This is a genomic window from Pantoea sp. AG1095 (assembly GCF_003208415.1).
GTDB lineage: Bacteria > Pseudomonadota > Gammaproteobacteria > Enterobacterales > Enterobacteriaceae > Pantoea > Pantoea leporis.
This window is the reverse complement of record NZ_QKMJ01000008.1, coordinates 85,645-108,269: the sequence shown is the minus strand read 5'-3', so window position 1 is coordinate 108,269 and position 22,625 is coordinate 85,645. Positions and strand designations below refer to the sequence as shown.

The 22,625-nt window shown below is 57.8% G+C and carries 21 protein-coding genes; 16 read left to right on the top strand and 5 right to left on the bottom strand.

All coding sequences use genetic code 11. The features are described from left to right. Positions 1 to 229 precede the first annotated feature (229 nt). The 7 genes from aroL (at position 230) to ppnP (ending at position 5,930) form a co-directional block, all read left to right on the top strand. Positions 230 to 754: a shikimate kinase AroL gene (gene aroL / locus DEU53_RS16585; RefSeq protein WP_110867770.1), complete on the top strand. Its 525-nt coding sequence runs from the start codon at positions 230 to 232 to the stop codon at positions 752 to 754. A 108-nt stretch (positions 755 to 862) separates the two neighbouring features. Continuing rightward, the gene (locus DEU53_RS16580; protein WP_101762471.1) at positions 863 to 1,054 is read left to right on the top strand and encodes a YaiA family protein; all 192 of its coding nucleotides are present in this window, start codon (positions 863 to 865) and stop codon (positions 1,052 to 1,054) included. 357 nt (positions 1,055 to 1,411) lie between these two features. Further along, positions 1,412 to 2,164 carry an IclR family transcriptional regulator gene (locus DEU53_RS16575; protein WP_101762470.1) on the top strand — a complete coding sequence of 251 codons (753 nt, stop codon included), beginning with the start codon at positions 1,412 to 1,414 and terminating at the stop codon, positions 2,162 to 2,164. 189 nt (positions 2,165 to 2,353) lie between these two features. Beyond that, the gene (locus DEU53_RS16570) at positions 2,354 to 3,913 is read left to right on the top strand and encodes an OPT/YSL family transporter (protein ID WP_110867769.1); all 1,560 of its coding nucleotides are present in this window, start codon (positions 2,354 to 2,356) and stop codon (positions 3,911 to 3,913) included. 15 nt (positions 3,914 to 3,928) lie between these two features. Further along, positions 3,929 to 4,861, top strand: coding sequence for a DUF1177 domain-containing protein (locus DEU53_RS16565; RefSeq protein WP_110867768.1), 933 nt, complete (start codon positions 3,929 to 3,931; stop codon positions 4,859 to 4,861). Between the two features lie 2 nt (positions 4,862 to 4,863). After that, positions 4,864 to 5,541 (top strand): AroM family protein, encoded by a 678-nt coding sequence (locus DEU53_RS16560; protein WP_110867835.1) that lies wholly within the window; start codon positions 4,864 to 4,866, stop codon positions 5,539 to 5,541. A gap of 104 nt (positions 5,542 to 5,645) precedes the next feature. Next, entirely contained in the window at positions 5,646 to 5,930 is a 285-nt protein-coding gene (ppnP, locus tag DEU53_RS16555) for a pyrimidine/purine nucleoside phosphorylase (protein WP_101762466.1), read from the top strand. A gap of 127 nt (positions 5,931 to 6,057) precedes the next feature. Here the strand turns inward: ppnP and rdgC are convergent, their stop codons facing one another. After that, positions 6,058 to 6,969, bottom strand: a complete 912-nt coding sequence (gene rdgC, locus DEU53_RS16550; protein WP_110867767.1) for a recombination-associated protein RdgC — start codon at positions 6,967 to 6,969, stop codon at positions 6,058 to 6,060. A gap of 145 nt (positions 6,970 to 7,114) precedes the next feature. On the opposite strand from rdgC, the gene mak reads away from it, so the two are divergent. After that, positions 7,115 to 8,026 (top strand): fructokinase, encoded by a 912-nt coding sequence (mak, locus tag DEU53_RS16545; protein ID WP_110867766.1) that lies wholly within the window; start codon positions 7,115 to 7,117, stop codon positions 8,024 to 8,026. Positions 8,027 to 8,247: 221 nt separating this feature from the next. On the opposite strand, the gene eat is transcribed toward mak, so the two are convergent. Beyond that, positions 8,248 to 9,612, bottom strand: coding sequence for an ethanolamine permease (gene eat, locus DEU53_RS16535; protein ID WP_061717487.1), 1,365 nt, complete (start codon positions 9,610 to 9,612; stop codon positions 8,248 to 8,250). Positions 9,613 to 9,871: 259 nt separating this feature from the next. Here eat and DEU53_RS16530 point away from each other — a divergent pair, with 259 nt between their 5' ends. Further along, entirely contained in the window at positions 9,872 to 10,876 is a 1,005-nt protein-coding gene (locus DEU53_RS16530; protein ID WP_110867765.1) for a phosphotransferase enzyme family protein, read from the top strand. A 151-nt stretch (positions 10,877 to 11,027) separates the two neighbouring features. Then, positions 11,028 to 12,119, top strand: a complete 1,092-nt coding sequence (locus DEU53_RS16525) for an AraC family transcriptional regulator (RefSeq protein ID WP_110867764.1) — start codon at positions 11,028 to 11,030, stop codon at positions 12,117 to 12,119. On the opposite strand, the gene DEU53_RS16520 is transcribed toward DEU53_RS16525, so the two are convergent. Beyond that, on the bottom strand, positions 12,049 to 12,468 hold the full coding sequence (locus DEU53_RS16520) for a cell envelope integrity TolA C-terminal domain-containing protein (protein ID WP_110867763.1): 420 nt from the start codon (positions 12,466 to 12,468) through the stop codon (positions 12,049 to 12,051). The genes DEU53_RS16525 and DEU53_RS16520 overlap by 71 nt on opposite strands. Positions 12,469 to 12,622: 154 nt before the next feature. Here DEU53_RS16520 and DEU53_RS16515 point away from each other — a divergent pair, with 154 nt between their 5' ends. Genes DEU53_RS16515 through DEU53_RS16505 form a run of 3 tightly spaced genes read left to right on the top strand, consistent with a single transcriptional unit; the run spans position 12,623 to position 14,321 of the window. Continuing rightward, positions 12,623 to 13,300 (top strand): CsgG/HfaB family protein, encoded by a 678-nt coding sequence (locus tag DEU53_RS16515; protein ID WP_101762459.1) that lies wholly within the window; start codon positions 12,623 to 12,625, stop codon positions 13,298 to 13,300. Between the two features lie 11 nt (positions 13,301 to 13,311). Next, a complete protein-coding gene (locus DEU53_RS16510) occupies positions 13,312 to 13,671 on the top strand; it encodes a DUF4810 domain-containing protein (protein ID WP_101762458.1) in 360 nt (119 codons plus the stop codon). Next, positions 13,668 to 14,321 (top strand): DUF799 domain-containing protein, encoded by a 654-nt coding sequence (locus DEU53_RS16505; RefSeq protein ID WP_110867762.1) that lies wholly within the window; start codon positions 13,668 to 13,670, stop codon positions 14,319 to 14,321. Before DEU53_RS16510 ends, DEU53_RS16505 begins: the two co-directional genes overlap by 4 nt. Positions 14,322 to 14,422: 101 nt before the next feature. On the opposite strand, the gene DEU53_RS16500 is transcribed toward DEU53_RS16505, so the two are convergent. Both DEU53_RS16500 and sbcD read right to left on the bottom strand, forming a co-directional pair. Then, positions 14,423 to 18,106 carry an AAA family ATPase gene (locus DEU53_RS16500; RefSeq protein WP_110867761.1) on the bottom strand — a complete coding sequence of 1,228 codons (3,684 nt, stop codon included), beginning with the start codon at positions 18,104 to 18,106 and terminating at the stop codon, positions 14,423 to 14,425. Beyond that, a complete protein-coding gene (sbcD, locus tag DEU53_RS16495) occupies positions 18,103 to 19,320 on the bottom strand; it encodes an exonuclease subunit SbcD (protein ID WP_110867760.1) in 1,218 nt (405 codons plus the stop codon). The genes DEU53_RS16500 and sbcD overlap by 4 nt, the downstream gene beginning before the upstream one ends. Before the next feature lie 197 nt (positions 19,321 to 19,517). Between sbcD and phoB the strand changes: the two genes are divergently transcribed. The 3 genes from phoB (at position 19,518) to DEU53_RS16480 (ending at position 22,582) form a co-directional block, all read left to right on the top strand. Continuing rightward, positions 19,518 to 20,207 carry a phosphate response regulator transcription factor PhoB gene (gene phoB / locus DEU53_RS16490; protein WP_007887040.1) on the top strand — a complete coding sequence of 230 codons (690 nt, stop codon included), beginning with the start codon at positions 19,518 to 19,520 and terminating at the stop codon, positions 20,205 to 20,207. Positions 20,208 to 20,227: 20 nt separating this feature from the next. After that, positions 20,228 to 21,538, top strand: coding sequence for a phosphate regulon sensor histidine kinase PhoR (phoR, locus tag DEU53_RS16485; protein ID WP_101762454.1), 1,311 nt, complete (start codon positions 20,228 to 20,230; stop codon positions 21,536 to 21,538). A 117-nt stretch (positions 21,539 to 21,655) separates the two neighbouring features. After that, positions 21,656 to 22,582, top strand: a complete 927-nt coding sequence (locus tag DEU53_RS16480; protein WP_110867759.1) for a PstS family phosphate ABC transporter substrate-binding protein — start codon at positions 21,656 to 21,658, stop codon at positions 22,580 to 22,582. Positions 22,583 to 22,625: the final 43 nt, after the last annotated feature.

Below are 22,625 nucleotides of genomic sequence, written 5' to 3'. Positions count from 1 at the left end.
AAATCAGCGGCCTGGTAAGGAAATGTTGGCCGCTGTTACATTTGGCCCGATGCACGATTCATGCATTGTTTTTTGCAGCTTAATCAAAGGACTAGCTTAGGATGTGACTGAAATACGCGTAAATCGTGCCTCGCGGGTGGCTGATAAAATAAAATCCAGGTATTATGCGACGCATTATTGACCTGATGACGTTGCCCGTGCGGCACATTACGGCGGAGGATGAGCCCGGATGTCATTACCCATCTATCTGATCGGCGCACGCGGTTGCGGTAAAACCACGGTTGGCCAGGCGCTGTCGCAAGCGCTGGGCTATGCCTTTAACGATACCGATCACTATTTGCAACTCACTACGCAACGCAGCGTGGCGGAGATTGTGGCATCTGAAGGGTGGGATAGCTTCCGCGCCCGCGAAACGGAATCGCTGCGCGCGGTCACCGCTCCGAATACGGTCATCGCCACTGGCGGCGGCATGGTGCTGGCGGAAGTGAATTGTCGCTTTATGCGCGAACACGGCCAGGTGATTTGGCTGAACGCGCCTTCAGACGTGCTGGCCGATCGTCTGGAACATCAGCCGGAAGCCGCGCAGCGTCCCACCTTAACCGGCCGCCCGATTGCCGAAGAGATGGGCGATATTTTGCGTGAGCGTGCTCATTTGTATCGCCAAACCGCGCATCATGAAGTCAACGCGATGCAATCGCCCGATCGCGTAGTAGAGCAAATTCTGCAATCGCTCTCTTTAGCGCGCGCCAGCTAAACCCTCAGATTTCTCTCTGTTTTTTTGCAGCGATCCTCAGTTGTCTATACTTAGCGTTAGGCAGAGGATCACCGCTGTCTGTGGACAACTGATAGAAGAGGGAAAACAATGCCAACGAAACCACCCTATCCGCGCGTCGCGCGTATTGTCGCCGTTGAAAAAGGTTCGGCGGATCAAACCGTCACCTGGTATGAATTACGTGCCGACCATCCCAAACCCGATACATTAATAAGCGAACACAAAAGCGAAACCGAAGCGCAAGATGCCAAAGAGCGCTACGAAGACGCTGAAAAAGATTAAGTTTACCCGTCATATTTCAAGCTGCAGGTGCGTTGGCTGCATGTGTTCACCCCAGTCACTTACCTAAGTAAGCTCCTGGGGGATTCACCCATTTGCCGCCTCCCTGCAACTTGAACTCTATAGGGTAAAGAATTCAGCCGAAAAACTGCAATATTCCAAAAAAGTTACACACTTTCCTGCGGAATATTTAACTCACCTGATTACGTCATTTATTTCCCACTTCACGCCGTATTTTATTCTGCCTTAAATTCCCTCAGAAACGTCCGGCTTAAAATTTGCGCTTGACCGTCAAAGCGTCGCGCTTTACTTTCTGGTTAATGAAAGAGGAACTGTGTTCCATATAGTGAAACCGACGCCATGACCACACTTGAAAATGCCTCCGCTGTACTGAAGCTGTTTCAGCGCTTTGGCGTGACGCAGGGCCATCCCGGCTTGACCTTTACCGAGGTGGTGGATGCGTTAGGCATGCCGAAAAGCACGGTCTCGCGCCTGTTAGCGACCATGGAGAGTGAAGGCTTACTTGAGCGTGACACTGAAAGTCGCTGCTTCCAGATTGGTCGCGTGCTGCTGTCGGTGGCGGGTCACTATCTGTCGACGCCGCTAGTGGATAGCGCGTCGGCGCCGATGGCGCGGCTGGCGGCCAGCAGCGGTTGCATGGGTTATATCTCGGTGTTGGATGGCGACGATGTGCTGGTGATGCGCATGTATCACGGCCGCTTCTTCACCCAGTTGGTGACGCCGCCGGGCTCGCGCGTTTCATTAACCGGCACTTCGACCGGACGCGTGCTACTGGCGCAGCTCAGTGATGACGAGGTTCGCGAACGTTTTGCCAGCAACTGGCAGGCGGCTTCGATGAACTCGCCGCTGAGCGTCGATGCGTTATGCAAAGAGTTAGCGGTAATTCGCCAGCAAGGCTGGGCACTGGCGCGCAATGAGACGCTGCCGGGCATCAGTTCGCTGGCGGTCGCGGTAACCAATAAACATCGCGGTGAAAGTGCTGCGCTCTGTCTCTCGTTTTTATCGCAAGAAGCGGCGCCCGGATATCCGGAGAGGCTGCTCAGCGAACTACGCGCAACGGCTGCACTGATGGCCGAAAAATACGGCGCATAATCCTGTCCAAAACAGGAAACCCTATTTTAGTTTTGAAGGCGTTTATTCGCGCCACACCAGGGAAATAGCAGGTCTTCGGACCTGCTTATTTCAATAATCAGGGAACGATTAATATAAAAACGTTGATGTCCCGCGTGTCGGGCACTTCGAATTAAAGCGTTTTCTACAGGGTGAAAATACGGGGATCTCATGCGTCAAAATAATCCAATAAAAAGCGTTGGCGTTGCCTTAATGCTGGTTCTGCTGTCCGTTGCCGGCGCCATCATTGGGGTTCAGCTTATTACCACCATTGGGGTAACACCCAATACCTCTATTATCGGCGCGCTGTTTGCCATGCTGCTGGCGCGTATTCCGCTGCAATGGTTTCGTCGCTATCGCTCCATTGAAGTACAAAACCTCGCGCAAACCGCCATCTCCTCGGCCACCTTCGGTGCGGCCAACAGCCTGTTGATGCCGATTGCGGTGCCGTGGGCGCTGGGTGAGCCGCAGCTGGTGCTGCCGCTGTTTGTTGGCGTCAGCGCGGCGATGCTGCTCGATGCTTATTTACTCTATCGTCTATTTGATACCCGCGTCTTCCCGGCCAGCAATGCGTGGCCGCCGGGCGTGGCGGCAGCCGAAGCGATCAAAGCCGGTGACAAAGGCGGTCGTCAGGCTTGGCTGCTGGTGGTGGGGATTGTTGGCGGCATCGTGGGTTCGATGCTGAAGATCCCGATGTCGGCATTTGGTACCGCGTTTATCGGTAATATCTGGGCGCTCAGCATGCTAGGTATGGGTTTCCTGCTACGCGCCTACGCGCAACCGGTTGCTGGCATTGATATCAACGCACTCTATATTCCGCACGGCGTGATGGTCGGTGCCGGTTTGGTGGCGTTAATTCAGGTGGTGCAGGTGATTCGCAGCCGCCGCAATGATCAGGTCAACGTCAGCCGTAGCGACAGCGAAGTCAAACGTTCGCTGGGTTTCGGCACCGTCGGTTACATCGTCATCTCCACGCTGCTGGCGCTGGCGGGCGGTCTGTGGAGCCAGATGGGCCTGCCGATGCTGGTGCTGTTTATCCTTTACGCCGCCTTTGCTGCCTTCGTGCATGAATTGATTGTTGGTATCGCCGCCATGCACTCTGGCTGGTTCCCGGCCTTTGCGGTGGCGCTGATTACCCTGATTCTCGGTATTCTGCTCGGCTTCCCGCCGTTGGCGTTGTGCCTGCTGTGTGGTTTTACCGCCGCTACCGGTCCGGCGTTTGCCGATATGGGTTATGACCTGAAAGCCGGCTTTATCCTGCGCGGTAACGGTGCCGATGTGCAGCAAGAGCTGTGGGGTCGCCGTATCCAGCTGATCGCCGCGATGATTGCCTTTGTGATCTGTATTCCCGTGGTGTGGTACGCGCACACCATTTTCTTTGCCGAGAATCTGCTGCCGCCGGTGGCGCGCGTCTATGCCAAAACTATTCAGGCCGGTGCGGAGCCGGGGATTGCCGGCAACCTGCTGATGTGGGCGATTCCGGGCGCGATTATTCAGTTGATCGGCGGACCGAAGCGTCAGCTTGGCGTCCTGCTGGCGACCGGCTTGTTAATCAACAACGCCGCGGCAGGTTGGGCGGTGATGGTGGGCATCGCGCTGCGCATTATCATCCTGCGCGTGTGGGGCGAGCGTGGACGTTCACCGATGGAGGTGATGGCCGCCGGATTTATCGCGGGCGACGCGCTCTACAGCTTCTTCCATTCACTTTTTGCCAGCGGCAGCAAAAAATAATCCAGGAAATTGATGATGAGTTTACAGCAGACACTGCAGGTCTTTGAGTTACTCGATAGCGCTTACATTGATGGCCAACAGGTGGTCGATCTGTTCGCGGCCTATCCGGGCGTCACCGCCAGCACGAAACGCGTTAGCGGGCCAAAAGGGCGGACCGATTTCGTCCGCATCGATATCCCCGGTGCGCAGGGCAAAAGCAACGGCGGCAGTGCGCCAACACTCGGCATCATTGGCCGTCTCGGCGGTATTGGTGCGCGTCCAACGCGCATTGGTATGGTATCGGATGCCGATGGCGCCGTCGCGGCGGTGAGCAGCGCGTTGAAGCTGGCGCAGATGCAGACCAAAGGCGACGTGCTGGCCGGTGATGTGATTATCACCACCCACATCTGCCCGGATGCGCCAACCCGTCCGCACGAGCCAGTCGATTTCATGGATTCGCCGTGCGACGACATCACCATGAATGACAACGAAGTGATCGCTGGTGTTGATGCGATTCTGTCGATCGATACCACCAAAGGTAACCGCATTCTCAATCACAAAGGCTACGCGCTGTCGCCGACGGTGAAAGAGGGCTACATCCTGCGCGTGTCAGAAGATCTGTTACGCATCATGGAGATGACCAGCGGCAAACCGGCGGTTACCTTCCCGATCACCACGCAGGACATCACGCCATACGGCAACGGGGTTTATCACCTCAACAGTATTTTGCAACCTTCCACCGCGACGGATGTACCGGTGGTCGGCGTGGCGATCTGTGCCGAATCGGTGGTGCCGGGCTGCGGCACCGGCGCCAGCCACGAAGTGGATATCGCTTTAGCCGTGAAGTTTGCGGTCGAAGTGGCGAAAGAGTTCGGGCGTGAAACCTGTCACTTCTACGACCCACAAGAGTACGCGCTGCTGCTCTCTTTGTATGGTAGTCTCAGCCATCTGCGCACCCGGAAAGCCTGATGATGAACATCTCCCTGGTCACACTGACGATTGGTCAATCACCGCGCAGCGACATTCTGCCGCTGCTGCTGGAACATCTGCCCGCCGAGCAGGTAGCGCATGCCGGTTTACTCGACGGCCTGACGCTAGCCGAAGTTGAGCTGCAGTATGCGCCCGCGCCGGGCGACAAGGTGCTGGTATCGCGTATGACCAGCGGCGAGCAGGTGCGCCTGTCCGTAGCAAAAGTGGAGCAGGGACTGCAACGTAAGATCAACGCGCTGGAGCAGCAGGGCTATGACACCATTTTGCTGCTGTGCACCGGCGAGTTTGGCGCGCTGAAAACCCAATCCGCTTTGCTGCTGGAGCCCGATCGCATCATCCCGCCGCTGGTACGCGCGATTGTGCAAGATCATAAAGTCGGGATTGTGGTGCCGGTGGAAGAGCAGATTGCCGAGCAGGCCAACAAGTGGCGCAACTTGATCACTCCGCCGTGTTTTGCCGTTGCCAGCCCGTATCTGGCGGAGCAGGCCGATTTGGTGGAAGCGGGATTGTCGCTGCAGGAGCAGGGCGCGGATGTGGTGGTGCTGGATTGCATCGGCTATCACCAGCAGCACCGCGATTTCCTGCAGAAAATGCTGGGTATCCCGGTGCTGCTGTCGAACGTGCTGGTGGCCAAGCTGGCGGCAGAATTGATCGTCTAGCGCAGGGAGATCACAAGTTGCGATCTGTGGCGCTAATTCGCGTGACAGATCAGCGAGTTCCTTAGTAATCTGCCAGTCACGATAATGTGCTGTGAGGAAGTAATATGCTCAATACAAGTGAGTATTTCGACGGAAAAGTGAAATCCATTGGTTTCGACAGCGTGACCATTGGCCGTGCCAGCGTTGGCGTGATGGCGGAAGGTGAATACACCTTCGGCACCAATCAACCGGAAGAGATGACGGTGGTGAGCGGCGCGCTGAAAGTGCTGCTGCCGGGCGAAACCGAGTGGAAATGGTACGAAGCTGGCACCAGCTTCAACGTGCCAGGCCAAAGCGAATTCCATCTGCAGGTGGCAGAGCCTTCTTCTTATCTGTGCCGCTACCTCTAAACTCAAGCTTTAGAACATCTTAAACCTGCGACTTCTGTTGAAGCGCAGGTTTTTTTATTGCGCACCCCACGAAAATCCTGCTGGTTTGTCGTGGGGTCACCCTTAATGGCGACCAGGATCGAGAGGATTAACGCTTCGCTTCGCCGCCTAACGCTTCGACCAGATTGCCGATCAGCGCGGCCAGTTCGCTGGTCATCAGAATGAAATCGGCATCGAAACGCTGGGCGAAATCATCGCGGTCGATGTCATCATTCTGCTCACGCAGCGTGTCGCTGAACTTCAAACGCTTCACTGAAGCATCATCGGCGATAACGAACTGAATGCGTTCCTGCCAGTCGAGCGCCAGTTTGGTGACCACTTTACCGGCTTCAATGTGTGTAGCGATTTCGTCGGAAATCAGATCCTGCTTCTTACAGCGGATCATGCCGCCATCTTCCAGCATGGCTTTCAGCTCGGCTTCATCCATCAGGGCAAAACCGGCTGGCAGCTCACCTGAGCGCACCCATTCGGTCAGCGTCAGCTCGATCGGATTCTCCAGCGTCAGCGGTACCACCGGCAGCGAACCGAGGCTTTTACGCAGCAGCGCCAGCGTGTCTTCGGCTTTTTTGGCGCTGGCACAGTCGACGATGATCAGATTGTTAACGGTGTCGATCCACATATACGTCTGGCTGAAACGGCTAAACGCGCGTGGCAGCAAGCTGTGCAGCACTTCATCTTTCAGCGAATCTTTCTCGGTCTTCTTCAGCTTGCGGCTCTGTTCTGCTTCCAGCTTGTCGATTTTGGCTTCCAGCGCCTGCTTCACCACCGGCGACGGCAGAATCTTCTGCTCGGTGCGTGCACAAATCACCATCTGACCGTTGATTTCATGCGTCAGCGCTTCGCTGCGGTTGCCCATCGGTGAAACCCAGCCGGTTTTCGCCATATCCTGGCTGCCGCACGGTGAAAAGGTAAAGGCGTCGAGCTGTTTTTCCAGATCGTCTGCGGACAGCGGAATGTCACGATTCAGACGATAAACCATCATATTTTTAAACCACAACATCGGGATTCCTTACCGTGGGTGCGATCGGGCGCACAAGTCTCAAAGTCAGCGCGCATGATAGCGAAACATCGGATTGGTTTCATTGCCTTTCCCGATTCAGCCTTCTACTGTATTGGTCACCAGAACGAATAATGAGGAATAAATCGTGCGCATCGGGATTGATTTAGGCGGGACCAAAATTGAAGTGATTGCACTGTCTGATCAGGGTCAGGAGCTGTTCCGTCATCGCGTTAACACGCCGCGTGACGACTACGCTGCCACGGTTCAGGCGATTGTCGATTTAGTGCTGCTGGCGGAGGAGAAAACCGGCCAGCAGGGCACGGTCGGCATCGGCATTCCCGGCACGATTTCGCCCTACACGCAGCGGGTAAAGAATGCCAACTCCACCTGGCTGAACGGTCAGCCACTGGATAAGGATTTAGCGCAGGCGCTGAATCGTGACGTGCGCATCGCCAACGACGCGAATTGTCTGGCGGTTTCCGAAGCGGTAGATGGCGCGGGCGCGGGTCAGCCGCTGGTATTTGCGGTGATTATCGGCACCGGATCGGGCGCGGGCGTAGCGATTGGCGGTGAGTCGCGCATTGGCGGTAACGGCAATGCCGGTGAGTGGGGCCACAATCCGCTGCCGTGGATGGATGAGGATGAATTGCGCCATCGCGCGGAAGTGCCCTGTTACTGTGGCTTGCAGGGCTGCATTGAGACCTTTGTATCGGGTACCGGCTTCGCTATCGATTATCAGCGTCTGAGCGGTAAAGCGCTGAAAGGCGCGGAGATCATCAAGCTGATTGAGCAGCAGGATCCGGTGGCGGAACTGGCGATGAATCGCTACGAAATGCGTCTGGCGAAATCACTGGCGCAGGTCGTGAATCTGCTGGATCCCGATGTGATTGTGTTGGGCGGCGGCATGAGTAACAACGATCGCCTGTACCAAACCGTGCCGGCGCTGATGAAGCAGTGGGTGTTTGGCCGCGAGTGTGAAACGCCAGTGCTGAAGGCGGTGCATGGCGATTCGAGCGGCGTGCGCGGGGCGGCGTGGTTGTGGCCGTTGAAAGGGTAGTTTCTGGCACGCACCTCGGTTTGTGCTCGCTTTCCCCCTCCTCGGTTTGTGCTCGCTTTCCCCCTCCTCGGTTTGTGCTCGCTTTCCCCCTCCTCGGTCCTCCCCCATAAATGGGGGAGGAAGATGCTGCCACATGTCAGTGAGGAAGCTGCATGTGGCAGCGTCTCCTTCCCCCGCTTGCGGGGGAAGGCCGGGATGGGGGACAGCCAGCACTAACCCACTCACTCACCCACTAACATCGAATCCTGCGGCGCGTTATCGCGCTGGGCTTTCGTCGCCAGGAAGTAGACATATCCCACCGCCATAATCGCCACAAACAAGCCGCCAATCACCGGGTTGAACCACAGCATCGCCACCAGACACACCAGCGACAGCACCAGCGCAATGCCCGGCACAATCGGATAGCCAGGCGCACGGAAGCTGCGTTCCATCTCTGGCGCAGTGCGACGCAGTTTGAACAGGCTCAGCATACTCATCAGATACATCACAATCGCGCCGAACACCGCCATGGTGATCATCGCAGCGGTCAGCGTCATGCCTTGCAGATTAATGAAACCATCGCTGTAGATCGCGGCGATGCCAATCAAACCGCCGGCGATAATCGCGCGGTGCGGCGTCTGAAAGCGCGACAGCTTCGCCAGACTTTGCGGCAGATAACCGGCGCGGGCGAGGGCGAAGAACTGGCGCGAATAGCCGAGAATAATGCCGTGGAAGCTGGCAATCAGACCAAACAGACCAATCCACACCAGCATGTGCATCCAGTTGGAATTTTCACCGACAATCATCTTCATTGCCTGCGGCAGCGGATCGTTGATGTCCGACAGCTTGCGCCAGTCGCCAGCGCCACCGGCCAGCAGCATCACGCCAATCGCCAACACCACCAGCGTCAGAATGCCGGTGATATAGGCTTTGGGAATGGTGCGTTTGGGATCTTTGGCCTCTTCGGCCGCCATCGCCGCGCCTTCAATCGCCAGGAAGAACCAGATGGCGAACGGAATTGCGGCAAAGATGCCAGACATCGCCGGCATGCCGAAGTGATCGCTGCCCGCCCAGCCGTTAGCGGCAAAGTTGGCGATGCTGAAGCCCGGCGACACCACGCCCATAAACACCAGCAGCTCCAGAACCGCCAGCACGGTGACCACCAATTCGAACATCGCCGCCAGCTTAACGCCGAGAATGTTCAGCGTCATGAAGACGATATAGGCGCCGACCGCGGCGGTTTTCGGATTGAGATCGGGATATTGCACGTTGAGGTAAGCGCCAATCGCCATGGCGATCGCCGGCGGTGCGAACACGAACTCAATCAGCGTGGCGAGGCCCGCGATCAAGCCGCCGGTTTCACCGAACGCGCGGCGGCTATAGGCAAACGGACCGCCCGCATGCGGAATCGCGGTGGTCAGTTCGGTAAAGCTGAAAATGAAGCAGGTATACATGGTGGCGATCATCGCGGTGGTGATCAGAAACCCTAGCGTGCCCGCCACGCCCCAGCCGTAACTCCAGCCAAAATATTCCCCGGAAATCACCAGTCCAACCGCAATGCCCCACAAATGCAGGGTGCCCAGCGTGGGTTTGAGCTTATTCGTCATCATCTTCTCCCCGTCGTCATTGTTGGTGCGGCAGCTTCACCGCGCTTTTTTATCTTTGCGCTACAGTGAAGTGATAATGCCGCTGCCGGACGCGGGAAAACTTGACGCGGGCGCAGTGAGTTTTGTCCTCCACGGTCAACTCTGAGGCAAGAAAAGTGCCAGATGCACGCTGCGGTCAACTTTGGGTTGTCTGCGGTCAAGCAGTCAGGACGACGTCATCCCATGCTGATACCACTTGCTTGATGCTGGAGATTGATGAATGAGTGCCGAACAGTCCGATACCTTAACCGATACTGAAATCACCCTGCTGGCGCATCAGGCGCTGGCCCGTTATCCCGCGGCACTGCGCGGCGAACTCAAGCTGCTGTGCCGGTCGGAAAATGCCACCTTCCTGTTGCAGGCGGCGGGCAAACGCTACGCGCTGCGTCTGCATCGTCCTAACTATCACAGCAAAGCGGACATTCAGAGCGAGCTGCTGTGGCTGGATGCGCTGCGTGACATTGGCATCATGGTGCCGCAGGCGATCCCGGCCAGTGAGGGTGAGACCGTGCTGACGCTGCCGATGGCAAACGGCGCCGAGCGCTACGCCGTGTTGTTCCACTGGATTGAGGGTGACATGCCCACCACCGATGTCGATCCCAAAGCGTTTCAGCAGCTGGGTCACATCACCGCGCGCTTGCATCAGCACAGCCGCAGCTGGCAGAAACCGGAGGGTTTTCAGCGCATCATCTGGGATCATCACACCATGGTCAGCGATCATAGCCATTGGGGACGCTGGCAGGATGCGCCGAACCTCAATCCGGCCGATCACGGCATCGTCGCCGAAGCGGTAGCGCGCGTCGGGCAGGAGCTGCAGGGCTTTGGCAAAGGGGCGGATCGTTATGGTTTGATCCACGCCGATCTGCGTCTGACCAACCTGCTGCTGCATAAAGGCGAAACGCGGGTGATCGACTTTGATGACTGCGGACTCGGCTGGTATCTGCACGATCTGGCGGCGGCGATCAGTTTTGTAGAGCACCACCCTCGCGCCGCCGAATGGGTGGATAACTGGATCCTCGGTTACGAAAAAGTGGCGCACATCAGTGATGACGAGATGGCGCTGGTGCCGACGCTGCTGATCCAGCGCCGCATTCAGATGACGGCGTGGATGGGATCACACGCGGAAACGGAAATGGCATTGAGCCTTGGGCCGCGCTGGGCCGATCACTCGGTGCGCCTCTGCCGACGTTATCTGGAAACCAATCAGCTGCCAGTTGGCGTCTGATGCACCAGCAGTGAGCAGCTTTGCGCTGTCGCGGCGCAGCAAAGGTCGCCATTCATGGCGACCCTGCGACAAAATCCGCAAATCATCCGCCTGGTACGAATATTGCTGGAATCCTCAACCTGTTTCACTCGCGCCACACGCAGAGGTTCCGATGCAATCACTCATAACACCCACTGAAGCCTTGAGCGCCTTGTCCGTCAGCGCCAGCAACCGCGGCGTTTTGGCGGCGGCGGCCACCGGACTGAGCGGGTTTATCACTGACAAAGGCGGCGATGTCGATCGTATTTTTGGCATCAGCGGCATCAACTCCGAACTGCTGGCGAGCCCCACGCTAAGCCTGGGTTTGGTGAACTACTGCCGCGTGATGGAAGAGGCAGCGCGTCATTCCGGTTTTGATAACTTCGGTTTGCATTACGGCAAGCAGTTCAAACCGCAGTCATTAGGCTTGATTGGGTATATCGGCCTCTGTTCGCCCACGCTGGAGCAGGCGCTGCACAACGTGGTGAACGCCTTTCCGTGGCATCAGCACGACACGCTGACGCGGCTGGTGGATAAAGGCGAGTGCTGGCGGCTCGATTATCAGGTGCGCCACGGCGCGATCCTCTCCAGACGCCAGGATGCGGAGCTGACGCTCGGTATGTTTCTCAACTTGATCCGCCACGTTGCCGGCAAAAACTGGGCACCGCGTGAAGTGCACTTCGAACATCCGCGCCCGGAGCAGTGGCACGAGCACTGCAAAGTATTTGATGCGCCGGTGTGGTTTGATCAACCGTTCAACTCATTACTGATTCCGAAACGCGATCTGCTGCGCAGCATGCCGGAACAAGATCCGATGTTGCTGATGGTGATGCAGGATGCTATCCGCCGCCTGAACAGCTGTGCCAGCCTGCAAAGCGTGGTGGAACAGGCGCGATCGCAGGTCAATCTGTCACTGATGCAGGGCGAACCGGTGCTGGAAGATATTGCCGAAAAAATGGGCCTGTCGAGCTGGTCGCTGCAACGGCGGCTGCGTGAAGAGGGCATCAGTTTCACGGCGCTGGTGGACAAGGTACGCTGCGAGATGGCGACGCACTATCTGCAACAGAAGCAGCTGCCAATCTCAGAGATGGCGCTGCTGCTCGGCTATTCCGAAGTCAGCGCCTTCTCCCGCGCCTTCCGCCGCTGGTTTGGCATCAGCCCGCGCCAGTGGCGCCAGGATGGCTCGGCGTTGCCGGGGCAAAACCGAACCACGCTGGCTGGCTAGCGTCCGGCGGCGGCGGTAAATCTTTGCTTTGACCAATCAACTGCCAGGCGCGCAGGCACAGCGTTTCGTCGCCTTGCGTCTGTGTCACCGCGTAGCGCCCGCTGTTTTGCCACTCAAGCCGCACCAGACATTGCTGACCGGCATAACGGCGCGCATCGCGGAAATGCTGGTTGAGCTGATGCTGCATCTCATCAGTCCATTTGCAGGATGCGCTGCCCGGCGCGCTCTGCGGCTGACACAGGTTGGCGATGCTATCCTGTTGCTTTGGCTGAGAATGCTGACAAGCGCTGAGGCCCACAACAATCATTAATCCGCCCAATAATCCCGCCATTCGATTAATTAAATTCATTAATATGCCTGCATTTTCACTAAAGTTCCTCTCTCTCACTGCCGACAGTCTACAGACCGACTCAACCAATGCTATGGCATTACTCTGACTGTCGGCAGAACCAGAATTTGCCGCAGCCTCGCGGCTTTATCTCCTTTTGATTCATGGATTAGAAATGCAGAAAAAATATGCCCTTGCGGCACTCTCCTTGTTAAGCGCCACGCTGCTAAGCGGCTGCGCGACCGAATCGTCACGCGCCATTGAAGCGCCACAGGTGCGTGCGGCCAGCCAGCCCGCGTATCAGGGCGTGCGCAGCCCGATTGCGGTTGGCCAGTTTGATAACCGCTCCTCGTACATGAACGGCATCTTCTCCGATGGCGTGGATCGTCTTGGCAATCAGTCGAAAACCATTTTGGTCACGCACCTGCAGCAGACCAATCGCTTCAACGTGCTGGATCGCAGCAACCTGAAAGAGTTGCAGCAGGAAGCCGGCTTTAAGAAGAGCGAGCAGAACATCAAAGGTGCGACTTACATCATCACCGGCGATATCACCGAATTTGGTCGCAAAGAAGTGGGCGATCAGCAGCTGTGGGGCATTTTGGGGCGCGGTAAGAACCAGATCGCCTATGCCAAAGTCAACCTGAATGTGGTGGATGTCACCACCTCAGAAGTGGTGTACAGCGCGCAGGGCGCGGGTGAATTCAAGCTGTCAGCGCGTGAGATCGTCGGTTTCGGCGGCACCGCCAGCTATGACTCCACTCTCAACGGGAAAGTGATGGATTTGGCGATTCGTGAAGCGGTAGATCATTTAGTGGATGGTATTAACAGCGGCGCATGGCGTCCGGCAAAATAAGGATATTGAGCATGAAAGGGTTGCAACTGAGTGCGGCGTTGATCGCTGCGGGCGTGCTGGCTGGCTGTGCGCCAAAAGGGCCGGAACCGATCTATTACTGGGGCGATTACCAGCAGCAGATCTATAGCTACTACAAAAAAGATAGCGATCCGCAGAAGCAGATCGAAGCACTGAATCTGGATATTGAAAAAGCCAAATCGGTCAACAAACCGGTTGCGCCGGGCCTGCACGCGCAGCTCGGCCTGCTGTACGCCAAAACCGGTGCTACCGATAAAGCCTTCGGCCAGTTTGCCACCGAGAAGCAGCTGTTCCCGGAATCTGCACCCTATATGGACTTTCTGATGAAGAAAAAACAAGGAGTTGCCCAGTGAACAAGCTGATTGTGTCTTTAGGCGTGCTGGCCACGCTGCTATTGACCGGCTGCGCGCATAAAAAACCATACGATTACAGCGCCTTCCGCGCCAGCAAGCCGGCCTCAATTCTGGTGCTGCCTGCGGATAACCGCGCGCCGGATGTGAACGCGGCGAACAGCTTCACCTCGCTGGTGACGCGTCCGCTGGCGGAAGCGGGCTATTACGTGTTCCCGGTGGCGGTGGTGGATGAAACCTTCCAGCAGAACGGATTGACCAACGGCCATGAAATTCAGGCTGTCAGACCGCAGCGTCTGCATGACATCTTCCACGCCGACAGCGCGCTGTACATTTCAGTGACCGATTACGGCAGCAGCTATCAGGTGATCCAGAGCGTGACCAGGGTGTCGGCGACGGCGCGTCTGGTGGATTTGCGCAGCGGTAAAGAGCTGTGGCAAGGCATTGCCACCGCCAGCGACGCGGAAGATGGCAACAACAATAATGGCGGTATCATTGGCATGTTGGTGTCAGCGGCAATCAAGCAGATCGCCAGCAATGTGTCGGATAAGGCACACACCATCGCCGGTGTGACCAGCGCCCGTCTGCTGGCGCAGAACGAGCAGGGCGGTTTGCTGGCCGGCCCCCGTTATAAGTTGGTGAGTACGCGATAAAAGAACGCAGTGAATCGTAGCGGCGCGATTTATCGCGCTCTTTTCGGATGGGCACCGCCTTAACAAGCGCAATAAATTGCGCCGCTACGAATTGTGCGTTTTTAAGCGAGATCGCCCGGCAACTCCAGCTTGCTGTAACCCAGGCCATTCATCTTGCGGACACGGATCTGCACCGGAATACGCTCCTTCATCGCTTCGACATGGCTGATCACGCCGATGGTTTTGCCGCTGGCGTTGAGGGCATCGAGCGCATCCAGCGCGGTATCCAGCGTCTCGGCATCCAGCGTGCCGAAGCCTTCGTCGAGGAACAGCGATTCGATGCGCGTTTTATGACTCACCAAATCGGACAGCGCTAACGCCAGCGCCAGGCTGACGAGAAAACTCTCGCCGCCCGATAGCGTGCGCGTATCGCGCGTGGCGTCGGCTTGCCAGGTATCAACCACTTCCAGCTCCAGTTCTTCACTGATGCGGCGTTGCAGCAGATAGCGACCGTGCAGGCGATCGAGCTGACGGTTCGCCAGCCACACCAGATGGTCGAGCGTCAGACCTTGTGCGAAGCGGCGGAATTTATCGCCTTTGGCCGAACCCACCAGATCGTTCAGACGCCCCAGCTGCGCCAGTTCCACTTCATCGGTGGCGATTTGCGTCAGCAACGATTGCTGCTGCAAACGCTGTTGTGCATCGCTGTGTAACTGCTGCTGCGCTTCGCCCTGTTGACGGGCATTGTCACGTAACGTCACGCGCAGCTGTTCCAGCTGCTGCTGAATCGTGGCGGCAATCTCATCGCTAAGATCCGCAGGCCGCTGCTGCTGATGCGCCGTCCAGCGCTGCATAAGCTGTTCGCTGAGGGTGAGCTGCTGCTGGCGCTGCTGATCGAGCGTTTGCAACTGCTGGCGCAGCTGCTGCACCTCGCGCTCCTCCAGCAGGGCGGCACGCAGCGCGCGCTCATCGTCAAAATCACTCTGCTGCAGCGCGGCGAGGAAGGCGCTTTCTGCGGCGGCAGCGCGCTCACGTAAGGTGTGTTGCTGCGCCGCGATCTGCTCGCACTGGCCATTCAGGCCGTGCAGCATGCTTTGCGCCTGTTGCCACTGCTGAAGCTGCTGCGCCAGCGCCTGTTCACACTGTTGCAGCGCGGCATGCTGCTGCTGCCGGGCTTCTGCCACCAGACGATCGCCAAACAGCTGTTGACGCTGTTGTTGCTGCTGTTGGCGCTGCTGCTGCAAAGTGCTGAGCGTCTGCTGCAGCTCATCCAGCCGCTGCTGTTCACGCGCCAGATTCTGCTGCAGGCTGCTGCGCTCGCTTTCGGCTTTCGCCAGCTGTGGCTGTAACTCGCCGTGTAAACGTTCATTTTCCTGCCATGCGATCCAGCGTTGCTGTAAAGTGCGCAGCCAGCTTTCCCGCTCAGCGACATCTGGCAGGACGAGCTGATGCTGCGTCAGCTGCTGTTCCAGCTGCTGCGCCAGTTGCTGCATGGCGCTGCGTTCGCTGGCCTCGCGCTGGCTGATTTCATCCAGCGTCTGCTGCGTGCTGGCGATCTGCTGCTGCGCCAGCTGCTGCTGATTCTGATGCTGCTGCCACAGCTGCTGCTGTTGCAGATGCGCATCTTTTGCCTGCTGCAGCGCACGCGCAGCGTTTTCCCGCGTCTGCAGCTGCTGTTGCTGCAGCTGTTCCTGCGCATCCTGCTGCTGTTGCCACTGCGCAAAATCGTCCTGCTGCTCCAGCGTGCAGGTAAGTGCCAGCTCACCGCTCAGCGCTTGCCATTGGGTGTTCACCGTCGCCAGTTGCTGATCGTAATCGCTGATCTCCTGCTGCAACGCCTGCTGCTGTTGCAGCGACAGTTTCTGCTGCTCGCCTTTGGCGGTGCCGGACTCTTTTAGCTGCGCCACGCGCGTTTCCAGCGCGGTTAAACGCTGCTGATTGGCGCCGGGCTCAAGCTGCTGATATTGCGCAATCGCCGGATGCTGGCACGAGCCGCACAGCGGGCAGGGCTGATCCGGCTGCAGTTTAGCGCGCTCGTCGGCCAGCTGGGCGATGGTGCGCTCCAGCTCGCAGATTTTGCGCACATCGAGCAGCGCCTGATGTTCCCGTTTGTACTCCTCGCGCAGCGCCTGCAACGTCTGTTCCGCGTCCTGATGCTGCTGCTGGAGCTGCGCCAGTTTCTGCTGACGCTGTAACCGCTGCGGTTGCAGCGCGCGCCACTGCGCGGCGAGCAGGTTAAGCTGTTGGCGCGCAGGGCGTTGGGTTTGATGCTGCGTCAGGGCGTCGCGCAATTGTACGCTGCCGATCTCCGCCTCAAGTGAAGTCAGTGCTTGCTCCGCTTGCAGGCGCTGCTGCGCGGCCTGCGCTTCGGCTTGCTGCAACGGTTGCGCCGCCTGTTCACGCTGAGCCTGCGCCTGTTGATGCTGCTCCAGCTGGCTGCGCTGCTGTTGATGCTGTGCGATGAGCTGCGTCAGCGTCTGCTCGCGCTCATCCAGCCGGGCAATCTCCGCCTGCCAGCGCGTTAATTCCGCGCCCCAATGGGCGACAGCGGCTTCGCGGACACGAAATTCCTGCTGCTGCGCCAGCTGTTGTTGTAAACGTTCACTTACCTGCTGTTGCTGGCTGAGTGCGGTTTGGCTGGATTGCAGCGCCTGTTGCTGCTGCAGATGCAATCGCTGCTGTTCATCCAGCTGCTGCGCGAGGGTGGTGATGCGTTGATCGAGCGGGATAACCTGCTCGGTGAGCAGCATTTCAAGCTGCTGCTGTTGCTGTAACGCCTGTTCACGCGCCTGCTGCGCAGCCTGATAATGGTTTTCGCCCTGTTGCAGCGCGGTTTTGGCTTGCTGCCGTTGCGCTTGCAGCTGCTGCGATTGCTGTTCCAGCGCACGGAGATCGCCCTGCAACTGTTCGCGCTGCTGCAACTTCTCGCGCAGTTTTTCTGCCGGTTCGGCGCGCGCCAGCCGCTGACGATCGCCATCCGCCTGCTGCCAGGCCTGTTGCGCGGCAAGCAGCGTCTGTTCGGCCTGCTGCTGCTCTTGCGTTAGCTGTTGCTGCTGCACCAGCCATTGCTGCTGATGCTGCGCCAGCGTTAGCTGTTCGCTCAGGATTTTCTCCTGCGTGCCAAGTTCCGCCAGCTGCTGCGTCAATTCTGCCCGGCGCGCTTCATCGAGCAGCGACATGCCGCCGGCGCGGGCGCGCAGCGTATCCAGCTCGCTGCGCGCGGTGCGCCAGCGCTCGTAGATCTGCACCGAGATTTGTCCGTAGATTTCGGTGCCGGTCAGCTCTTCCAGCAGCTCGGCGCGTTCGCCGGGTTTGGCATTCAGGAAGGCGGCAAACTGGCCTTGCGACAGCATCATTGAGCGGGTAAAACGGGCGAAATCGAGCCCCGACAGGGTCTCAATCGCTTTCAGCTTGTCGCCAACTTTATCGGCGATGATCTGATTATCGGCCACACGCGCCAGCTCGACGCGCGGTGCCTGCAGCTTACCGTCGGCTTGGCCGCGCGCGCGGTTCTGGCTCCAGAAGGCGCGCCAGGCTTCGCCTTTGATCTCAAACTCCACCTCCGCCAGACACTCGGCGGTGTCGCGGGTGATCAGCTCGTTCTGGGTTTGCGACAGCGTGCCGAGGCGCGGCGTCTGGTGATAGAGCGCCAGGCAAATCGCATCGAGTAAGGTGGTTTTGCCCGCCCCGGTGGCGCCGGTAATGGCAAACAAGCCGTTGCTGGCAAAGGGCTCACGACGGAAATCGATAAACCATTCGCCGCGCAGCGCATTGAGGTTCTTAAAACGTAGCGTCAAAATTTTCATGCGGATGGATTCTCCAGCGCGGCAAGCTGGGTGCGGAACAGCTGCGTTAACTGCTCGGCCTGCCCGGCATCCAGCTGATCTTCCTGCGCCAGTCGGCGAGCAAACACGTCTTCCACTTTTAGTTCGCTCAGGGTTTCGTTCTCCAGCCGTTCGAGGCTGCGCTGCCGCTGTTCGCGGCTGCGGCGCACCAGCAGCACTTCGACCGGCAGATTTTCGGTGAGCGCTTCAATGCGACGTTGCAGATCGCTAAGATATTCCTGCGTGGTGATCTCAATATCCAGCCAGACTGGCTGTTCGCTGGCGCTCGCGCTGAACTGCGCCAGCTGATGTTCAATCTCCGCCATCGAGCCTTTCAGCATCTGCATCGGCTGGAAGTGCGGGATGGTTAGCGGCGTAACGGTATCGAGCGTGGTGCTGAATTCCAGCAGGAAGACGCTTTTCTCGCGGCCAAGCTCATCAAAACTGAGCGGAATCGGCGAACCGCTGTAACGAATGTGCTCGCTGTTGGCGATGCGCTGGGCGCGATGGATGTGACCGAGCGCAATGTAATCGGCGGGCGGAAACGCCTGCGCCGGGAAGGCATCCAGCGTACCGATATAGATGTCGCGCACCGAATCGCTTTTAGTCACGCCAACAGTGGTGAGATGACCGGTGGCGATGATCGGCAGCGTAACGTCCTGCGCATCGCGCTGCGCCTGCGCGGCAGCAAAGCAGTGCTGATAATGCTGCTCGATCGCCTCCAGCAGCGAGATCTGCTTCTCGCGGCCGGATTGGCCAGCCTGGCTACGCAGAATGTCGCGCGGACGCAGATAAGGAATGGCGCACAGCAGCGCGCCCGGCGCGCCGTCGCGCTGCTTCAGGGTTAACACCTGCTGTTCGCCCTGCGGCGTGGCGCTGGTGATCACCTGCGTATTCAGGCAGGCCAGCAGCTCGCGCGATTCATTCAGCGTCGCCACCGAGTCGTGATTGCCCGCCAGCACCACCAATTGGCAGCCGCTTGGCTGCAGCGCCACCACAAAACGGTTAAACATTTCACGCGCGTAGCTCGGCGGCGAACCGGTATCAAACAGATCGCCGGCGATAATCAGCGCATCCACCTGATGCTGCACAATCTGATCCAGCAGCCAGTCGAGAAACGCCTGATGTTCCCGCGCGCGACTTTTGCTGTAAAAGAACTGACCGAGATGCCAGTCAGCGGTGTGAATGATGCGCATGTTTGCTCCGTGCTCTGCTTAGCGAAGGCGAATTATAACCACTTAAGATCACAAAGAAAAAAAGCAGAATTTTATTGTGACATTTCTGTTTTTTATCTATCTATCTTAGGGCGGTGTTTTCATAAAAGTGTCACAAAACTGACGCATAATGGCGCCGCAAATCCCAGTGACACGGTGTCACACTAGCAGGAGTTACAATGGCTAAGCGCATTTTGGTTGTGGAAGACGAAGCTCCCATCCGAGAAATGTTATGTTTCGTGCTGGAACAGAATGATTACCAGCCTATTGAGGCGGAAGATTATGACAGCGCGATTGGTAAGCTGATCGAACCCTGGCCTGATTTGATTCTGCTGGACTGGATGTTGCCCGGCGGCAGCGGGATTCAGTTTATTAAGCATTTGAAGCGTGAAGCCATGACGCGCGACATTCCGGTGATGATGCTGACGGCGCGCGGTGAAGAAGAAGATCGCGTGCGCGGTCTGGAAGTGGGCGCGGATGATTACATCACCAAGCCATTCTCACCGAAAGAGCTGATGGCGCGTATCAAAGCGGTGATGCGCCGTATTTCGCCGATGGCGGTGGAAGAGGTGATTGAGATGCAGGGCCTGAGCCTGGATCCTTCCTCACATCGCGTGATGTCGGAAACCACGCCGCTGGAGATGGGACCGACCGAGTACAAACTGCTGCACTTCTTTATGACCCACCCGGAACGCGTGTACAGCCGCGAACAGCTGCTGAACCATGTTTGGGGCACCAATGTGTATGTCGAAGATCGCACCGTCGATGTGCATATTCGCCGTTTACGTAAAGCACTGGAATTAACCGGCCACGATCGCATGGTTCAAACCGTGCGCGGAACAGGGTATCGTTTCTCTGCCCGCTATTAAACGTAAACGGAGTGTTTACCGTGCTGGAACGACTCTCCTGGAAGAGATTGTTGACCGAGCTGGCGCTGGTCTGTTTACCTGCGCTGGTGTTGGGTCTGTTGTTCGGATATCTGCCGTGGCTGCTGCTGATTGCGGTGACCGGCGTGATGTTCTGGCACTTCAGAAATCTGATGCGTCTATCGCACTGGCTGTGGGTCGATCGTTCAATGACGCCGCCCACCGGACGCGGCAGTTGGGAACCGCTGTTTTATGGCCTGTACCAGATGCAATTGCGCAACCGGCGGCGGCGGCGCGAGCTGGGCAATCTGATCAAACGTTTCCGCAGCGGAGCAGAATCGCTGCCGGATGCGGTGGTGCTGACCACCGAAGAGGGCACTATTTTCTGGTGCAACGGCCTGGCGCAGCAGCACCTTGGCTTGCGCTGGCCGGAAGATAACGGCCAGAATATCCTCAATTTGCTGCGTTATCCTGAATTTTCCCGCTATATCCGCCAGCGCAAGTTCGACATGCCGCTGACCCAAATCCTCAATAATCAGCGTCATATGGAATTCCGCGTGATGCCTTACAGCGAAGGTCAGTGGCTGATGGTGGCACGTGATGTCACTCAGATGCATCAGCTGGAAGGCGCGCGACGCAACTTCTTTGCTAACGTCAGTCATGAACTGCGCACGCCGTTAACGGTATTGCAGGGTTATCTGGAAATGATGGACGACTCGGTGATGAACGAGCGCACGCGCAGCAAGGCGTTGCATACCATGCAAGAGCAGACGCGCCGCATGGACAGTCTGGTGAAGCAGTTGCTGACCTTATCGCGTATCGAAGCGGCGCCAGCCATCGATCTCAAAGAGACGGTGGATGTGCCGGGCATGCTGATGCTGTTGCAGCGTGAAGCGGAAACGCTGAGTCAGGGACGTCACACCATCCATTTCCATACCGATCCGCATCTGAAAGTGTTCGGCAATGATGAGCAGCTACGTAGCGCCATTTCCAATCTGGTCTATAACGCGGTGAATCACACGCCCGATGGCACGCGCATCGACATCAGCTGGCTGCGCACCAAACAAGGCGCGCAGTTTAAGGTGTGTGATGACGGGCCGGGCATTAGCGAGCAGCATCTGCCACGCCTCACCGAGCGTTTCTATCGCGTGGATAAAGCGCGTTCGCGCGCCACCGGCGGCAGCGGATTGGGGCTGGCGATCGTGAAGCATGCGTTGGGACATCACAACGCGCGGCTGGAGATCACCAGCGTGCCGCATCAGGAAACCTGTTTCAGCTTCCTGCTGCCGCCACGCTTGATTGTGGCTAACGTGATGCAAGAGCGGGTTAATTAAGGTCGTAGGATCGCTATTCATGGCGACCGCTGCCTCATTAACAACCCATACGCAATGTATTGCGCGATAAATCGCACCGCTCCAGAATAGGCGTCTTACTGAATTGCGGAATCGCCAATGAAATCGCTGTTGATCTCCCTCTTGCTGCTTTGCTCTGCTTTGGCACACGGCCAACAAACCATGCTAACCGGCAATCTGAGCAGCGTTGGATCGGATACGCTGGGTTATCTGATGACATTATGGGGCGAGGATTTCAGCCGCCAGTCGCCGGGCGTCAACGTTCAGGTGCAGGCGGCGGGATCTTCTACTGCGCCGACCGCGCTGGCGGCAGGTGCTGCCCAACTGGGCGCGATGAGCCGGCCGATGCAGATCGACGAACGTCAACTTTTTACCGCGCGCTACGGCTATCCGCCGCTGGCGGTGCCGGTAGCGATGGATGCGCTGGTGGTAGTGGTTAATCAGGACAATCCGCTGACGCGCATCGCGCCGCAACAACTCGATGCGCTGTTCTCCATCACGCGTCTGTGCGGCGGGCAGCAAGTGCCGCAGCGCTGGGGCGATCTCGGCCTGAGCGAAGGCCAGTGGGCCACGCGCAGCATCCAGCGCTATGGCCGCAACTCGGCGTCGGGAACGTGGGGCTTCTTTAAGCAGCAGGCGCTGTGCAAAGGTGATTTCCGTGCTGATGTCGCTGAATTCCCCGGCTCTGCGGCGGTGGTACAAGCCGTTGCCGCCACACCCAACAGCATCGGTTATGCCAGTTTTGGCTTTCATCTCAGCGGCGTGAAAATGCTACCGGTGGTCACGGCGAACGGCGACAGCATGATGCCGGATGCCGAATCGATTCGCAGCGGCCGCTATCCGTGGTCGCGCCCGCTTTATATCTACGTCAACAAAGCACCCGGCAAACCGCTGCCGCCGCTGGTGAATGCCTTTCTGCATCAGGTGTTATCGCCACAAGGTCAGCGTCGGGTGAGCGAAGCGGGTTATCTGCCGTTGTCAGATAGCCAGATGGCGCAAGCGCGAGCGGCAATTGAGGGAAATTGAAGAACGTGCATCTGAACATGAAATAGTTTCATGTAAGCTGAAT

What these genes read in the sequence shown, in the direction of transcription:
- DEU53_RS16510 (WP_101762458.1), top strand. Translation starts at nt 13,312, where the DNA reads ATGAAAGGGTTGCAACTGAGTGCGGCGTTGATCGCTGCGGGCGTGCTG.
- ppnP (WP_101762466.1), top strand. Translation starts at nt 5,646, where the DNA reads ATGCTCAATACAAGTGAGTATTTCGACGGAAAAGTGAAATCCATTGGT.
- sbcD (WP_110867760.1), bottom strand. Translation starts at nt 19,320, where the DNA reads ATGCGCATCATTCACACCGCTGACTGGCATCTCGGTCAGTTCTTTTAC.
- eat (WP_061717487.1), bottom strand. Translation starts at nt 9,612, where the DNA reads ATGACGAATAAGCTCAAACCCACGCTGGGCACCCTGCATTTGTGGGGC.
- DEU53_RS16480 (WP_110867759.1), top strand. Translation starts at nt 21,656, where the DNA reads ATGAAATCGCTGTTGATCTCCCTCTTGCTGCTTTGCTCTGCTTTGGCA.
- DEU53_RS16570 (WP_110867769.1), top strand. Translation starts at nt 2,354, where the DNA reads ATGCGTCAAAATAATCCAATAAAAAGCGTTGGCGTTGCCTTAATGCTG.
- phoB (WP_007887040.1), top strand. Translation starts at nt 19,518, where the DNA reads ATGGCTAAGCGCATTTTGGTTGTGGAAGACGAAGCTCCCATCCGAGAA.
- DEU53_RS16525 (WP_110867764.1), top strand. Translation starts at nt 11,028, where the DNA reads ATGCAATCACTCATAACACCCACTGAAGCCTTGAGCGCCTTGTCCGTC.
- DEU53_RS16530 (WP_110867765.1), top strand. Translation starts at nt 9,872, where the DNA reads ATGAGTGCCGAACAGTCCGATACCTTAACCGATACTGAAATCACCCTG.
- aroL (WP_110867770.1), top strand. Translation starts at nt 230, where the DNA reads ATGTCATTACCCATCTATCTGATCGGCGCACGCGGTTGCGGTAAAACC.
- DEU53_RS16500 (WP_110867761.1), bottom strand. Translation starts at nt 18,106, where the DNA reads ATGAAAATTTTGACGCTACGTTTTAAGAACCTCAATGCGCTGCGCGGC.
- DEU53_RS16560 (WP_110867835.1), top strand. Translation starts at nt 4,864, where the DNA reads ATGAACATCTCCCTGGTCACACTGACGATTGGTCAATCACCGCGCAGC.
- rdgC (WP_110867767.1), bottom strand. Translation starts at nt 6,969, where the DNA reads ATGTTGTGGTTTAAAAATATGATGGTTTATCGTCTGAATCGTGACATT.
- DEU53_RS16580 (WP_101762471.1), top strand. Translation starts at nt 863, where the DNA reads ATGCCAACGAAACCACCCTATCCGCGCGTCGCGCGTATTGTCGCCGTT.
- DEU53_RS16515 (WP_101762459.1), top strand. Translation starts at nt 12,623, where the DNA reads ATGCAGAAAAAATATGCCCTTGCGGCACTCTCCTTGTTAAGCGCCACG.
- DEU53_RS16575 (WP_101762470.1), top strand. Translation starts at nt 1,412, where the DNA reads ATGACCACACTTGAAAATGCCTCCGCTGTACTGAAGCTGTTTCAGCGC.
- DEU53_RS16520 (WP_110867763.1), bottom strand. Translation starts at nt 12,468, where the DNA reads ATGAATTTAATTAATCGAATGGCGGGATTATTGGGCGGATTAATGATT.
- DEU53_RS16565 (WP_110867768.1), top strand. Translation starts at nt 3,929, where the DNA reads ATGAGTTTACAGCAGACACTGCAGGTCTTTGAGTTACTCGATAGCGCT.